This window comes from Catenuloplanes niger, from assembly GCF_031458255.1.
GTDB lineage: Bacteria > Actinomycetota > Actinomycetes > Mycobacteriales > Micromonosporaceae > Catenuloplanes > Catenuloplanes niger.
In genome coordinates this window covers 3,704,750-3,719,218 of the sequence record NZ_JAVDYC010000001.1, presented here as the reverse complement: position 1 = coordinate 3,719,218, position 14,469 = coordinate 3,704,750, and the positions used below count along the sequence as shown (strand labels likewise).

Below are 14,469 nucleotides of genomic sequence, written 5' to 3'. Positions count from 1 at the left end.
ATGTGACGGGCGCACGGCCGTGAGATTATGCCCCCGCCGGGACCGCGCTCATGGCCAGCGGCATCGACACCAGGAACTCCGTCCGGCCCGGCCGGCTGCGTACGTCGATGCGCCCGCCGTGCGCGGTCACCACCGCGTGCACGATCGCCAGCCCGAGCCCGGTGCTGCCCGCGGCGCGCGACCGGGAACTGTCGCCGCGCGCGAACCGCTCGAAGACGTGCGGCAGCAGCTCCGCCGGGATTCCCGGCCCGGTGTCGGCGACCAGCACCGCGGCGCGGTCGCCCCGGTGCTGCACGGAGACCGTCACCTCGGTGCCGGGCGGCGTGTGCGTGCGCGCGTTGGCCAGCAGGTTCGCCAGCACCTGGTGCAGGCGCGCACGGTCGCCGAGCACCTCCACGTCCGTACCCTCCGGTGGCAGGTCGAGCCGCCAGACGTGGTGCGGTCCGGCCGCGTGCGCGTCGCTGACCGTGTCGACCGCGAGCATCGCCAGATCGACCGGCTCGTGCTCCAGCGGCCGTCCCGCGTCCAGCCGGGCCAGCAGCAGCATGTCCTCGACCAGCAGCGTCATCCGCTTCGCCTCGGACTCGACCCGGTTCAGCACGTGCGCCACCTCGGGCGCGACCTCCGCGCGGCTGCGGCGGGTCAGCTCGGCGTACCCGCGGATCGCGGCCAGCGGCGTGCGCAGTTCGTGGCTCGCGTCCGCGACGAACTGCCGCACCTGCGTCTCGCTGGCGTGCCGGGCCGCCAGCGCGGCCTCGACGTTGCCGAGCATGCGGTTGAGCGCGGCGCCGACCTGGCCGACCTCGGTGCGCGGGTCGGTGAGCTCGTCCGGCAGCCGCTCGGCCAGCGCCACCTCGCCGCGGTCGAGTTCCAGCTCCGCGACCCGGCCGGCGGTGGCGGCGACGCGGCGCAACGGGCGCAGCGTACGCCGGATGATCACGATTCCCGCGACGCCGGCGACGACCAGCGCGCCCGCCGTGACGACGGCCAGTATCACCGCGACCTGCACCTGCGTGTTCGCCATCTGCGCGGTGGGCAGCCCGGTGACGACCAGGTCCCCGCCGCGGGTCCACTCCGCCTTCACCCGGTAGTCGCCGTACCCGGCGAGGTGGACCGTGCGTGGCCGGCCGTCCACCGGCACGGCGCCGAGGACGTCGGACAGCGCGGCGGTGGCGTCGATCTCCGCCAGGTCGTCACTGAGGATGCGTACGCCGGTCCGGTGGTCGCTGCGCAGATAGGCCACCAGCGTGCCGGCCGGCTGCCCGCGCCCGATCCACTGGTCCGGCCGGTCGCCGTCGTCCGGCATCGGAGCGTCGTCCGGTGGCGGCCCGAAGTTCTCCGCGCGCTCCGCGGTCGTGTTCAGCTGCCGGTCCAGCTGGTCCTGGAGGTTGCGGTGCAGCGCCAGCTCGGTCACCACCGAGATGAGCAGGCAGGCCGCGGCCAGCAGCGCCAGCATGGTGGCGACCAGCCGGGTGCGCAGCGGCCAGCCCCGGGGCCCGCGCGGCCGGTCAGTCCGCGGGCTTGAGGACATACCCGGCCCCGCGCATGGTGTGGATCATCGGCTTCCGGCCGGCGTCGATCTTCTTGCGCAGGTACGAGATGTACAGCTCGACCACGTTCGCCTGGCCGCCGAAGTCGTAGTTCCACACCCGGTCCAGGATCTGTGCCTTGGACAGCACCCGGCGCGGGTTGCGCATCAGGTAGCGCAGCAGCTCGAACTCGGTCGCGGTGAGCGTGATCTGGTCGCCGCCGCGGCGCACCTCGTGGCTGTCCTCGTCCAGCGTCAGGTCGCCGACGACCAGCTCCGCGTCCGAGCGCAGCGCGGCCCGGCCGGCCCGGCGCATCAGCCCACGCAGCCGCGCCACCACCTCCTCCAGGCTGAACGGCTTCGTCACGTAGTCGTCGCCGCCCGCGGTCAGCCCCGCGATCCGGTCCTCCACCGAGTCCTTCGCGGTGAGGAACAGCACCGGCACCTCGGGCGCCTCCCCGCGCAGCCGGCGCAGCACCTCCAGCCCGTCCATGTCCGGCAGCATCACGTCCAGGATCACCGCGTCCGGCCGGAACTCGCGGGCGGCCCGCACCGCGCCGCCGCCGTCCCCGGCCGAGCGCACGTCCCAGCCCTCGTAGCGCAGCGCCATGGACAACAGCTCCGCCAGCGTGGACTCGTCGTCGACCACCAGCACCCGGACCGGGCTGCCGTCCGCGCGGCGCAGGTCCTGGCGTGAGTCGGAGTGCATCGTCATCGTCATGGTCCCGATCGTGTGCCCGCCATCTGAGCAGCACCTTTATCGACCCTGTGTAACACCTGTGGACGTCCGGCGGACCGAAAACCTCCGAGGGTACGTCTCCGAGCCCGCGTCGAGTGCCGTCCGACCCGGCTCGGAGGTCCGCCCGGTTGCATGGGCTCTTCCGAACGAGGAGGAAGCTGTGAGTTCTCAGGTCCACCGGCGGCTGACGGCCGTCGCGCTGGCCGGATCCGCGGCGCTGTTGCTGACCGCGGGCTGTGGGGGTGCCGGTGCGTCCGGCGACTCGGGCGGCCAGAACGCGCTCGCCGCCTACGCGGCCTGCCTCGCGGAGCAGGGCATCGAGGTGACGGTCCCGACCGCGAACCCGGACCGGGGCACCCGCCAGCCGGTTCCGCAGGGCTCCGGCCGGCCCGGTGTGCGGGGCTCGGGCCAGCCGGATCCGCAGGGCTCGGGGCGGCCGACGGCGTTCCCGTCCGGCGGGCCGGGCGGCGGTGGCCAGCGAGGTGGTGGCGGCTTCGCGGCCGCGCTCAAGCCGGACGGCGTCGACGCGGCGGCCTGGGCGGCCGCGACCGAGGCGTGCCAGGACTCGCTGCCGCGGATGGGCGACGGCGGCCCGGGTGGCCAGGGCGGGCCGGGCGGCACGCAGGCTCCCGGCACCGCGCAGGCCTCCGGTGGTACACCGGCCTCCGTCGGTACGCAGGGCGACGGTGGTGCCGCCGCCGCGTACGACAACTGCCTCACCGAGAACGGCGTGACCGACCCGGCCGCGCCGAACACCGCGGACGCCACCACCGCGGCCGCGATCCAGGCCTGCGCCGCGCTCCGGCCCGCGTCCTGAGCGCCGGGGCCACGGGCGGCCGGTGAAGCGGCCGCCCGTCCGGGGGAACGACGCACTGCCGGTCTGTTGCGCGAGGTGACGGGCCCGGAGACTCGGTCCGATGACGAACACGGCAACGTTCCCGACCGGACGGGGTGGGTGCGCAGTGAGCGGCACCGGACAGCTGTCCGCGATAGTGGCGCGCGACGACAGCCGCGGCGCCGTCCTCATCGCGTTCGAGGGTGAGCTGACGCTGCGCAGCGCCGCCCGTGCCCGATCCGTGATCACCAAGGCGCTGGCCGAGTGCCCGGTCGTGGTGATCGTCTCGCTGGACCGGGTGCGGATCGCGCACGACGGCGCGCTCGCGGTCTTCGTGGCCCCGCGCTGGCGGGCCGGTCATTCCCCCGAGGCGCCGCTGCTGCTCGTCGCCCGGCCCGCGGTGGCCGCCCGGCTGCGAGTGCTGAACCGTGGCGTACGCGTGCACGCCACGCTGGACAAGGCGCTCGTCGCCGCCGGTGACCTGCGCGCGTCCAGCCGGTGGGAGCACCTGCGGCTGGACGCGGGCCCGCTGGCGGCCTCGTTCGCGCGCTCGATCGTCGGCGACGCGTGCACCAGTTGGGACGTGCACGACCTGCTCTACTCCGCCCGGGCGGTGATCTCCGAGCTGGTCAACAACGCGGTCGAGCACGGCGGCACGCCGATCGACGTGACCGTGACGCTGCGCCGGCCGTACCTCTATCTGGTGGTCGCGGACGGCAACCCGGCGGCACCCCGGATCCGCCCGGTCCGCGCCGGTGACCCGCGTGCGCCGCTCGCCGAACGCGGCCGTGGCCTGCGCGTCGTCGAGGCCGAGGCGCACCGCTGGGGCTGCGCCGCACTGCCGCAGGGAAAGGCCGTCTGGGCCGCGCTTCGCCTCGCCGGATAGGCCACGGCGTGGGAAGGTGGTCCGATGGGTGAGACGCGGGACGGGGTCGAGCTGACCAACCTCGACGCACCGCTGTTCGACGGTGCCGGGGCGACCAAGCGCGACCTGATCGACTACTTCGACGCGGTCTCGGAGCGTTTCCTGCCGCAGCTCGCCGGCCGCCCGCTCTCCGTCATCCGGGTCCTGCGCGGCCAGGACGCGTTCATGCAGAAGAACGTCCCGAAGTACACGCCGGCCTGGGTGCGCACCACCGAGGTCTGGGCTGAGGCGTCGCACCGCGCCATCCGCTACGCGCTCTGCGACGACCGCCGCACGCTGCTCTGGTTCGGCAACCAGCGCGCCGTCGAATACCACCCCGCGCTGGCCCGCGCGGACGCGCCGGACCGCCAGACCCACCTGATCATCGACCTGGACCCGCCCGAGGACGACGGCTCGTTCGGCCTCGCCGTCCGCGCCGCCGCGCTGGTCCGCGAGGCGCTGACCGCGTCCGGCCTGACCGGTGCCGTGAAGACCAGCGGCGCCAAGGGCCTGCACGTCTTCGTGCCGATCCGGGACGCGGACACCGAGCAGGTCGCCGCCGCCACCCGCGCGCTCGCCGCCCGCGCCGAACGCGTCGACCCGGCGCTCGCCACCACCGCGTTCATCCGCGAGGACCGTCACGGCAAGGTTTTCCTGGACGCCACCCGCGCCGGCGGCGCCACCGTGGCCGCGGCCTACAGCCCCCGCCTGCGCCCCGGCGTCCCGGTCTCGTTCCCGGTCGCCTGGGACGACCTCACCGACATCACCCCCGCCGACTTCACCATCCACACCGCGCCCGCGCTGCTCACCGCCGCGGACCCGTGGGCCGACGCGCTGCCGGAGCCGCAGCCGCTCCCACCGGACCTGATCGACGAGGGCCGCACCATCCCGGTCGCCCGCGTCGCCGCCATGCACGAGGGAAAACGCCGCGCGGCGGCCCGCCGCAAAGCGGAGTCGTAGGGACGCTCCCGCTGCCGGCGTGACGCGGCCCGCGCCCCGCCGGACCGACGCCCACTCACCGGACCGGGGCCGATCCCGGCAGACGCAGACGTCCGGTGCGGCGCCGGGATTCGGGCTGCTCGGGCCGGCTAGCCGGCCGTGTCGGGTGCGGGACCGCCGGTGGGCAGGCCGCGGAGGCCGGCGATGACCAGGTCCAGGCCCAGCTCGCGGAAGTTCTCCTTGACGACGCAGCCGGTGAGCGGGTCGGCGGCGGCGGTGATCCGGGGGTAGCGGCGCGGGGAGAGCGTGGCGAGGGCGGCGCGCTTGGCGCGGATGCGGTCCTCGCGCTGTTCCTCGTCCCGGATCGAGGGGACGGCCGGGTCGTACGGGATCAGGTTGATCACCGTGCAGAGTGCCTGGGTGCCGGCCGCGGCGGCCCGGTGGGTGGTGAAGCCGGCCACGGCCAGCAGGTCCAGCGCGCGCTCGGCCATCGCGAGTCCGCCGGGGGAGACCAGCACCCTCGGCACGATCAGCGGTGCGACCACCGGATGCGCGGAGAGCGAGTCGAGCAGCGCGGCGAAGAGCGCGCGCAACTGCACGTGCCAGGGCTCGTCGGACGGTTCCGGGACGGCCACGTTGAGCAGCACGTGGTCGGCGAGCGCGTGGATCAGCTCGTCCTTGTCGCGGAAGTGCCGGTAGAGCGCCATCGGGGTGACCCCGTGCTCCTGCGCCAGCCGCCGGACGGTGATGGCGGCCAGGCCTTCGGCGTCGGCGATGGCGAGCGCGCTGACCACGATCTTCTCCGGGTCGAGGCGTTCGCGGGCGGGGGCGGCAGCGGATGGCGTCACGTTGACAAGTCTACGGCGTAGACCTAACGTCTGCGCCGTACGTGTACGACGTATATGTACGGCGTAGACAAAGAGAGGCTTCCCGGAATGAGACGCAGTCCCTGGGCCACGCTCGTCGTGCTGGCGCTGGCGCAGTTCATCGTCGTCCTCGACGTGACGATCGTGAATGTGGCGCTTCCGAACATCCAGTCCGACCTGGACTTCACGCCGGACGGCCTGCAGTGGGTGATCAGCGCGTACACGCTGCTCTTCGGCGGTTTCCTCCTGCTCGGCGGGCGGGCGGCCGACCTGCTCGGCCCGCGCCGGCTGTTCATCGGCGGCCTGCTGCTCTTCGGCGTGACCTCGCTGGTCGCGGGCCTGGCGCCGAACGCGGAGAGCCTGATCGCGGCCCGCGCGGTGCAGGGGCTCGGCGGCGCGCTGCTCTCCCCGGCCGCGCTCGCGCTGCTGACCGTCACGTTCCCGCCCGGCCGGGACCGCAACATCGCGATGGGCGTCTGGGGCGGGCTGGCCGGCCTCGGTGGCACGCTCGGCGTGGTGGCGGGCGGCCTGCTGGTCGACGCGCTCGACTGGCGCTGGGTCTTCCTGGTGAACGTGCCGCTGGTGGTGGCGCTGGTCGCGATCACGCCGTTCTTCGTGCGGGACGTGCGGCACGCCGCGCCGGGACGGCGCTCGTTCGACCTGGCCGGTGCGGTGCTGAGCACGGCCGGCCTGCTCGCGGTGGTCTACGGCGTGGTGCGCGCGGAGCACAGCGGGTGGGGCTCGGCCGAGGTGCTCGGCTTCCTGATCGGCGGCATGGCGCTGCTCGTCGCGTTCGTGCTGGTCGAACGGCGGTCGGCGGACCCGCTCGTACCCATGCGGCTGTTCCGGTCCCGCTCGTTGACCACGTCCGGCGTCGCGCTCGGCCTGAACGGGGCCGCGTTCCTGTCCATGTTCTTCCTGACCGCGATCTACCTGCAGCAGGTGCGAGGCGACTCCGCGCTCGAGGCCGGGCTGCACTTCCTGCCGATGGGCGGCGCGGCGATCCTCGCGGCCGTGGTGGCCGGCCAGCTCGTCACGCGCGTCGGCACCCGCCCGGTCCAGCTCGGCGGCGCCGTGCTGAGCGTGGCCGGCCTGCTGCTGCTGACGATGGTCGGCGCGGACGACGCGTACGCCACCGGCCTGCTCCCCGGCCTGCTGCTGTTCGGCGCCGGGATCATCGCGGTCAGCGTGCCGGCCCAGATCGCCGCGGTCTCCGAGGTGGCGAACCACGAGGCCGGTGCCGCGTCCGGCCTGGTCTCCGCGGTCTACCAGATCGGCGGCGCACTCGGCCTCGCGGTCGTCACGACGCTGTCGCTGACCCACGTGACGGACCAGCTCACCGCGGGGGTCGGGCAGCAGGCGGCGCTGGTGGACGGGTTCCACCGGGGCATCCTGGTCGCGGCCGCGTTCGCGGTGGTCAACATCGCGGTGGCGCTCTCCACGCCGCAGCTCACGCCGGACGCGGAACAGCTCGCCGAGGCCGCCGCCACCGCCTGACCCGGCCCGCCGCGCAACCCGGTGATCCGGTGCCGCTCCCGGGCCCGGGGAGCGGGCGTGGGCCGGCGTCAGGTCGGCCCACGCGTCGATCCCGCGTCTGGGCCCTGTCTCGAAGCGGGCCTCGCCGCAGCCCGGCCGTCCACTTCGATACAGGGTCTAGGCGGCGGAGCCGAACGAGATGTGCGCCGGGTCGGCGCGGGCGGCCGGCAGGGCGTCGGCCGCCTGACCGATCAGCTCCTCCGGCGTGAGCTGCACCGGCTGGCGGTCGTCCAGCATGGAGACGCCGACCGCCGGGTGCAGCAGCATGGTCTGGCCGCCCGCGGCGAGCGGCTGCCGGGCCGCGGTGACCAGGCGCTTCGCCAGCCGTTCCACGTTCGCCACGTCGCCGACGCTCTCCGCGACCACCACGAACTCGTCCTGCCCGGTCCGGGCGATCACGTCACCGCGGCGCAGGGACGCGGCGAGCCGGCCGGCCAGCACCTTGACCAGCTGCCCGGCCACGTCCGTCGGCAGGCCCTTGAGCAGCGTGTTCAGGTCGCCGAGCTGGATCACGAGCGCGGCCGCGAGCCCGGCGCCGCCGGCCCAGGAGATCAGTACGCGCTCCACGTGGTCGCGGAGGAACCGGGCGTTCGGCAACCCGGTGACCGCGTCGTGCAGCGCGGTCCGCTCGCGCGGGCCGCGGTCGCCGAGGTCGTGGTCGATCGCGATCACGCCGATGATCCGGCCCTGCCGGTCGGCGAGCCCGGTGAGCGTGCGGGTGACCGCGACCGTCTCGCCGTCCGCGCGCCGCTGGGTCAGGTCGAGCGTCACGGACCCGGCGCCGGTCAGCCCGTCCAGCAGCTCGGTGTACGCGCGGTCGGCCGGGCTGCGCTGCCCGGTCTCCGGGTCGATGACGTGCGTGTCGAGCAGCGTGTACGCGTCGCAGCCGAGCGCCTCGATCGCGCTGTAGCCGTAGATGCGCTCCGCCGCCGCGTTCCAGCCGATCACCTTGCCCTCGTTGTCCCAGGCCACCACCACGTCGGAGAGCTGGTCGAGCGCGGTGGCCTGGCGGCGCAGTTCCTCGACCGCGGCGGCGGAGCCGGTCAGCAGCGACGCGGTGTTCACGGTCGACGCCGCCGTCTCCGCGATGGCCTGCAGGAACGCGAACTCGTCGTCGGTGTACGACGGCCGGCCCGCGTCCCGGGTCGCGATCAGCACGCCGCACGGCCAGGCCCCGTCGCCGAGCGGCAGCACGGCCACGCTGCTCACGCCGCAGACCGCGAGCCACGGCGCGAGCTGCGGGTCGAACTCCGCGATGTGCCGGCCCATCTCGTCCTGGTTCAGCACGGCCGCGGCACCGGAGTCCAGCACCGCGTCCACCACCGCGTCGCCGCGTCCGCGCAGCACACTGGCCGCGCCCTCGCGCAGCAGCATCGCGGAGATCGCGTCCCGGTGACCGGCGCCCACCCGGACCAGCGAGGAGTTGTCCAGGGAGTAGAGCCAGAGCGTGGCGCCGTCGCCCACGAGGGTGGCGACCGTGCGCGCGACCAGGTCGCCGAAACGGCGCTCGTCGATCACGGCGTCGTTGACCGCGCGGGCGATCGCGACGATCGCGCGCAGGCGTCTCGTCTCGGCCGAGGGCGTCGTGGGCAGACCCAAGGGGGCCCTCCTCCGGGTGGTAGAGAGTCGCTCCTCGTCCATCGGCCGGCGGCGCCGACACCTGAGCGTTACGTGGAACAGTCGCCGTTCGACCGTTGTTGTGGAAGCGTTGACGTGACACCCGGTTAGAGGAGGCGGCTGTGGATCTTCTGGCTGAGTACCGGCGGGCGACGATGTACTTCGAGACGGGCGACCCCCTGGGCGCCGCCCGGCTGCTGGAGCCGATCGTGGAGGCCGAACCGCACAACGCATCGGTGCGGCAGCTCCTGGCCCGGGCCTATTTCATGTCCGCCCAGCTCAAGGGTGCCGAAAAGCAGCTGCGGGCGCTGATCGAGCTGGACCCGACCGACCACTACGCCCACCACGTCCTGGGCCGCACGCTGGAGCGCGGCGGCCGCCTGACCGAGGCGCTGCCGTACCTGCGGCTGGCGCTGGTCATGCACCAGCAGCCGGAGTACGAGGACGCGCTGCGCCGGGTCGAGGGTCTGGTCAACATTCACGAGCGGGCCGACCGGCGCGCGGCCGGCTGACCCGTTTCCGGGAGCGGGGCGTCCCCTACGTCGGGGACACCCCGCTCCGGGGCTGCGAAGCGGGCGCGCTGGGTCAGCAGCACACAGAGCAGCACCAGCGCGGCCGCGGTCACCGTCAGGCCGCCGACCTGCTCGCCGAGCAGCAGCGCGGACCAGCCGAGGGTGAGCACCGGCTGGATCAGCTGCACCTGGCCGACCCGGGCGACGCCGCCCGCGGCCAGCCCGGCGTACCAGGCGAAGAAGCCGAGGAACATCGAGACCGCGGTGACGTAGCCGAGACCGAACCAGGCGATGCCGGACGGCGCGGCCACCGGGTGCAGCGCCAGTGAGACGCCGGCGACCGGGATCGTGACCGGCAGCGACAGCACCAGCGCCCAACAGATCGTGCGGGCGCCGCCGAGCTCGCGGGCCAGCGCGCCGCCCTCGGCGTATCCGAGCGCGGCCAGCAGCACCGCGCCGATCAGCAGCAGGTCGGCCGCGTGCAGCCCGCCGCCGATGCCGCCGCCGGACAGCAGGAATCCGAGCACCGCGGCCAGGCCGGCCAGGCTCGCGCCCCAGAACGCGGGCGGCGGCCGCTCACCGCCGCGCAGCACCGCGAAGACCGCGGTCATCGCCGGGAGCAGCGCGATCACCACGGCGCCGTGCGCGGACGTGGACGTGAGCAGCGCGAGCGTGGTGCAGACCGGGAAGCCGAAGACCACGCCGAGCGAGACCAGCGCGAGTCGCGGCCAGTGTGCCCGGTGCGGCCGTGGGGCGCGCACCGCCAGCAGCCAGGCGACCGCGAGCAGGCCCGCACCGGCGGCCCGGCCCACGCCGACCAGCCACGGGTCGAAGCCGTCGAGCGCGAGCGCGGTGGCCGGCAGCGAGAAGCTGAAGCAGGCCACGCCGAGCAGGCCGAGCCCGACACCCGTTATCGGGCCACGCACCGTACCGTTACTCTTTTCCCTCATGAAGGACGATAACGCAGCGGCAGCCGTTATCCAAGATCTTCGAGCTCGGGTAGTCGCCGCGCCGCCCGGCACCCGGCTGCCCTCGGTGCGTGAGCTGATCGCCCGGCACCGGGTCTCCCCCCTCACCGTGCAGGCCGCGATCCGTCGTCTCGCCTCGGAAGGGCTGGTGGAATCGCGTCCCGGCTCCGGCACGTTCGTGCTCACCGCGCCGCCGGGTGCGGCCGCCGACGATCTCGGCTGGCAGGCGGTCGCGCTCGGCGAGCGGCCCGGCGGTGAGGAGTCGATGCAGGCACTGTTATCGCTTCCGCGGCCGGGCGCGATACCGCTCTCCGGTGGTTACCTGGACGGCGAGCTGGCGCCGACCGCCGCGCTCGGCGCCGCGCTGGCCCGCGCGGCCCGGCGACCGGCCTCCTGGGAGCGCGGCCCGGTCGAGGGGCGGGCCGACCTGCGCGCCTGGTTCGCCCGGCAGACCGGGTCCGCGCTGCGCGCCGACGACATGAGCATCTGCCCCGGCGGCCAGTCCGCGCTGGCCACCGCGTTCCGGGCGCTCGCCGTGCCGGGCGACACCGTGCTGGTCGACGCGCCCACCTACCTCGGCGCGATCGCGGCGGCCCGCGCGGCCGGGCTGCGGGTGGTGCCGGTCCCGTCGGACGCGCAGGGCGTGCGCCCGGAGCTGCTGGCGGCCGCGTTCGCCCGGACCGGTGCGCGGCTCTACTACTGTCAGCCGCTCTTCGCGAACCCGCACGGTGTCACGCTCGGGCCGGGCCGGCGCGCGGACGTGCTGACCGCGGTGCGCCGGGCCGGCGCCTTCCTGATCGAGGACGACTACGCCCGCGACCTGGCCATCGACGGTGACCCGCCACCCCCGCTGGTGACCGCGGACCCGGGCGGGCACGTGGTCTACCTGCGCTCGCTCACCAAGGCTGCCGCGGCCGGGCTGCGGGTGGCCGCGATCGGCGCGCGCGGTGCGGCCGGTGCCCGGCTGCGCGCGGTGCGCGTGCTGGACGACTTCTTCGTGGCCGGCCCGCTGCAGGAGGCCGCGCTGGACTTCGTCACGTCGCCCGCCTGGACCCGGCACCGGCGCACGCTGCGGCTGCACCTGCGGCAGCGGCGGGACGCGCTGGTCGCGGCGCTGCACCGGGAGTTGCCGGCACAGGCGCGCACGCTGTCCGTACCGGCGGGGGGTCTGCATCTGTGGTGGCGGCTGCCGGACGGCGTGGACGACACCGCGCTGGCGGCCGAGGCGCTCGCCCGTGACGTGGTCGTCTCGCCCGGCCGGCCGTGGTTCGCGGCCGAGCCGGACGGGCCGCATCTGCGGCTCACCTTCGCGCTGGCACCCCCGGCTCAGCTCGCCGAAGGGGTGACGAGACTCGCGGCCGCACTGGACGCCGTAACATCGATCCATTGACATGCGCGAAACAAGTTGTCACGATGCCTGACATGTGGGAGCGCTCCCAACATCAGAAGGAGTGACGTCGCGTGAATAGACCGTTACGACTCATCGCCGGGGCCCTCGTCGCCGCCGTCGCCGTCACGACCGGGCCGGCGCCCGCGCTCGCGGAGCCCGTGCCGGAACAGGCGCGTGCGCAGGCCGAACCGGGGCCGGAGCAGATCGCCAACGGCACCTTCGACAACGGGCTCACCGCACCCTGGTGGACCACCCCGAACCTGACCCCGGCGGTCGTGGACGGGCGGCTGTGTGTGGACGTGCCCGGCGGCACCATCAACCCGTGGGACGCGATCATCGGGCAGGACGACATCCCGCTGGTCGCGGGCGAGACGTACGCGTTCTCGTTCTTCGGCATCGCCACCCCCGCCACGCCGGTCCGCGCGCTGATCCAGTTGCCGGTCGACCCGTGGACGCAGTACCTCGCGCAGGTGCCGGTGGTGAATGTGTCCGGCGACGTCTACACCTACACGTTCACCGCCCCGGTGGACCTGCCGAACGCGCAGGTCGCCTTCCAGATCGGCGGCAGCGCGAACCCCTGGCGGCTCTGCCTGGACGACATCTCGCTGACCGGTGGCGCCGAGGAGGAGCCGTACGAGCCGGAGACCGGGCCGCGCGTCAAGGTGAACCAGGTCGGCTACCTGCCCTCCGGGCCGAAGAACGCCACGCTGGTCACGGCCGCGACCGACCCGGTGGAGTGGACGCTGCGCTCCGCCGGCCAGGAGACGGTGGCGAGCGGGCGGACCGTGCCGCGCGGTGCGGACGGCAGCTCCGGGCTGACCGTGCACAGCATCGACTTCGGTGCCGCGACGGTCACCGGCCGAGGATTCACGCTGGTCGCGGACGGGGAGACGAGTCACCCGTTCGACATCGTCGCCGACCTCTACGGCACGCTCGCCACGGACGCGCTGAAGTTCTACTACACCCAGCGCAGCGGCATCGAGATCTCCGACGAGCTGCGCCCCGGCTACGGCCGGCCGGCCGGTCACGTGCAGGTCGCACCGAACCAGGGTGACGTCGAGGTGCCGTGCCAGCCCGGCGTGTGCGACTACACGCTGAACGTCGCCGGCGGCTGGTACGACGCCGGCGACCACGGCAAGTACGTGGTGAACGGCGGCATCTCCGTGCACCAGCTGATGAGCGAGTTCGAGCGCGCCCCGGCACTGCACCGCGACGGCGCCCTCGCCGTACCGGAGAGCGGCAACGGCGTGCCGGACCTGCTTGACGAGGCCCGCTGGGAGCAGGAGTTCCTGCTCAGCATGCAGGTCCCGGCCGGCGAGGACCGGGCCGGCATGGCACACCACAAGATCCACGATGCGGCCTGGACCGGGCTGCCGCTGCTGCCGCACCTCGACCCGCAGCCACGCGAACTGCACGCGCCGTCCACCGCGGCCACGCTCAACCTCGCGGCCACGGCGGCACAGGCGGCCCGGGTGTTCGCCGGGTACGACGCGGCCTTCGCGGCCCGGAACCTGGCCGCGGCCCGCACCGCCTGGACCGCCGCGGTGGCGAACCCGGCGATCTACGCACCCGCGTCGGACGGCATCGGCGGCGGGGCGTACAGCGACGACAACGTCACGGACGAGTTCTACTGGGCCGCGGCCGAGCTCTACCTGACCACCGGTGAGCAGACGTTCCAGGACTATCTGCTGGCGTCACCGCTGCACACCGCGGACATCTGGGACGAGCGCGGCTTCAGCTGGGGCAGCGTCGCGCAACTCGGCCGGCTCGACCTGGCCACGGTGCCGAACGCGCTGCCGGACCGCGACCGGGTCCGGGCGTCCGTGCTGGCCGGAGCGGAGAAGTACCTGGCGATCCAGGCCGGCTCCGCGTTCGGGCTGACCTACGACCCGGCGAACCACCGCTTCGACTGGGGCTCGAACAGCAGCGTGCTGAACAACGCGATCGTGCTGGCCGTCGCGTACGACCTGAGCGGCGACGCGCGGTTCCGCAACGGCGCGCTGCAGGGCTTCGACTACGTGCTGGGCCGCAACGCGCTCGGCCAGTCCTACGTGACCGGGTACGGCGAGCAGGACTCGAAGAACCAGCACAGCCGCTGGTACGCCCGTCAGCTCAACCCGGACCTGCCGAACCCACCGCCCGGCACGCTCGCCGGCGGCCCGAACTCGGACATCCAGGACCCGGTCGCGCAGCGGCTGCTCACCGGGTGCGCCGCACAGTTCTGCTACGTCGACGACATCGAGAGCTGGTCGACGAACGAGCTGACCATCAACTGGAACGCGCCGCTGGCCTGGATGGCCGCGTTCGCGGGCTCGACCCAGAGCTGCGACGTTACGTACCGCAACCACGGCGCCTGGCCGGGCGGCTTCACCGCCCAGGTCAGCGTGCGGAACACCGGTTCGGCCGCGATCGACGGCTGGCGGCTCGGCTGGGACCTCCCGGCCGGCGCGACCGTCGCCCGGGGGTGGAGCGCGCAGGTCACCCAGAAGGGGACGAGCGTCACCGCGGCGGCGTACCCGTGGAACGCGGTCATCCGGCCCGGCGCCACCGTGACCTTCGGGTTCACCGGTGACGGCGCGGCGCCGTCGCCCGGCCTCTTCCGGCTGAACGGCACCGTCTGCGGGTGAGGAACGCG

At 74.1% G+C, this 14,469-nt stretch carries 12 protein-coding genes; 7 read left to right on the top strand and 5 right to left on the bottom strand.

The annotated features are described in order from the left end of the window. Window positions 1–25: 25 nt before the first annotated feature. Both J2S44_RS16235 and J2S44_RS16230 read right to left on the bottom strand, forming a co-directional pair. Window positions 26–1,531, bottom strand: coding sequence for a sensor histidine kinase (locus J2S44_RS16235; RefSeq protein ID WP_310414239.1), 1,506 nt, complete (start codon window positions 1,529–1,531; stop codon window positions 26–28). Continuing rightward, entirely contained in the window at window positions 1,509–2,249 is a 741-nt protein-coding gene (locus tag J2S44_RS16230; protein ID WP_374727853.1) for a response regulator transcription factor, read from the bottom strand. Before J2S44_RS16230 ends, J2S44_RS16235 begins: the two co-directional genes overlap by 23 nt. Window positions 2,250–2,427: 178 nt before the next feature. Here J2S44_RS16230 and J2S44_RS16225 point away from each other — a divergent pair, with 178 nt between their 5' ends. From J2S44_RS16225 to J2S44_RS16215, 3 genes are all read left to right on the top strand, one after another. Further along, window positions 2,428–3,084: a hypothetical protein gene (locus tag J2S44_RS16225; RefSeq protein ID WP_310414236.1), complete on the top strand. Its 657-nt coding sequence runs from the start codon at window positions 2,428–2,430 to the stop codon at window positions 3,082–3,084. A 145-nt stretch (window positions 3,085–3,229) separates the two neighbouring features. After that, a complete protein-coding gene (locus J2S44_RS16220) occupies window positions 3,230–3,988 on the top strand; it encodes an ATP-binding protein (RefSeq protein WP_310414233.1) in 759 nt (252 codons plus the stop codon). Between the two features lie 24 nt (window positions 3,989–4,012). Further along, window positions 4,013–4,966, top strand: a complete 954-nt coding sequence (locus tag J2S44_RS16215) for a DNA polymerase domain-containing protein (protein WP_310414230.1) — start codon at window positions 4,013–4,015, stop codon at window positions 4,964–4,966. 128 nt (window positions 4,967–5,094) lie between these two features. Here the strand turns inward: J2S44_RS16215 and J2S44_RS16210 are convergent, their stop codons facing one another. Further along, the gene (locus J2S44_RS16210; RefSeq protein WP_310414227.1) at window positions 5,095–5,793 is read right to left on the bottom strand and encodes a TetR/AcrR family transcriptional regulator; all 699 of its coding nucleotides are present in this window, start codon (window positions 5,791–5,793) and stop codon (window positions 5,095–5,097) included. A gap of 87 nt (window positions 5,794–5,880) precedes the next feature. On the opposite strand from J2S44_RS16210, the gene J2S44_RS16205 reads away from it, so the two are divergent. Next, a complete protein-coding gene (locus tag J2S44_RS16205; RefSeq protein WP_310414225.1) occupies window positions 5,881–7,308 on the top strand; it encodes a DHA2 family efflux MFS transporter permease subunit in 1,428 nt (475 codons plus the stop codon). A gap of 156 nt (window positions 7,309–7,464) precedes the next feature. On the opposite strand, the gene J2S44_RS16200 is transcribed toward J2S44_RS16205, so the two are convergent. Then, window positions 7,465–8,946 (bottom strand): diguanylate cyclase domain-containing protein, encoded by a 1,482-nt coding sequence (locus tag J2S44_RS16200; RefSeq protein ID WP_310414222.1) that lies wholly within the window; start codon window positions 8,944–8,946, stop codon window positions 7,465–7,467. A 140-nt stretch (window positions 8,947–9,086) separates the two neighbouring features. Here J2S44_RS16200 and J2S44_RS16195 point away from each other — a divergent pair, with 140 nt between their 5' ends. Then, window positions 9,087–9,476 (top strand): tetratricopeptide repeat protein, encoded by a 390-nt coding sequence (locus J2S44_RS16195; RefSeq protein WP_310414219.1) that lies wholly within the window; start codon window positions 9,087–9,089, stop codon window positions 9,474–9,476. On the opposite strand, the gene J2S44_RS16190 is transcribed toward J2S44_RS16195, so the two are convergent. Continuing rightward, window positions 9,443–10,426 (bottom strand): DMT family transporter, encoded by a 984-nt coding sequence (locus tag J2S44_RS16190; protein ID WP_310414216.1) that lies wholly within the window; start codon window positions 10,424–10,426, stop codon window positions 9,443–9,445. The two genes, J2S44_RS16195 and J2S44_RS16190, sit on opposite strands and share 34 nt — an antisense overlap. On the opposite strand from J2S44_RS16190, the gene J2S44_RS16185 reads away from it, so the two are divergent. Beyond that, entirely contained in the window at window positions 10,425–11,834 is a 1,410-nt protein-coding gene (locus tag J2S44_RS16185) for an aminotransferase-like domain-containing protein (RefSeq protein ID WP_310414213.1), read from the top strand. The two genes, J2S44_RS16190 and J2S44_RS16185, sit on opposite strands and share 2 nt — an antisense overlap. A gap of 71 nt (window positions 11,835–11,905) precedes the next feature. Then, a complete protein-coding gene (locus J2S44_RS16180; RefSeq protein ID WP_310414210.1) occupies window positions 11,906–14,461 on the top strand; it encodes a glycoside hydrolase family 9 protein in 2,556 nt (851 codons plus the stop codon). The last annotated feature ends 8 nt before the right edge of the window (window positions 14,462–14,469 follow it).

Coding starts and splice junctions, on each gene's coding strand:
- J2S44_RS16235 (WP_310414239.1), bottom strand. CDS start 1,531: ATGTCCTCAAGCCCGCGGACTGACCGGCCGCGCGGGCCCCGGGGCTGG.
- J2S44_RS16230 (WP_374727853.1), bottom strand. CDS start 2,249: ATGACGATGACGATGCACTCCGACTCACGCCAGGACCTGCGCCGCGCG.
- J2S44_RS16215 (WP_310414230.1), top strand. CDS start 4,013: ATGGGTGAGACGCGGGACGGGGTCGAGCTGACCAACCTCGACGCACCG.
- J2S44_RS16205 (WP_310414225.1), top strand. CDS start 5,881: ATGAGACGCAGTCCCTGGGCCACGCTCGTCGTGCTGGCGCTGGCGCAG.
- J2S44_RS16185 (WP_310414213.1), top strand. CDS start 10,425: ATGAAGGACGATAACGCAGCGGCAGCCGTTATCCAAGATCTTCGAGCT.
- J2S44_RS16190 (WP_310414216.1), bottom strand. CDS start 10,426: ATGAGGGAAAAGAGTAACGGTACGGTGCGTGGCCCGATAACGGGTGTC.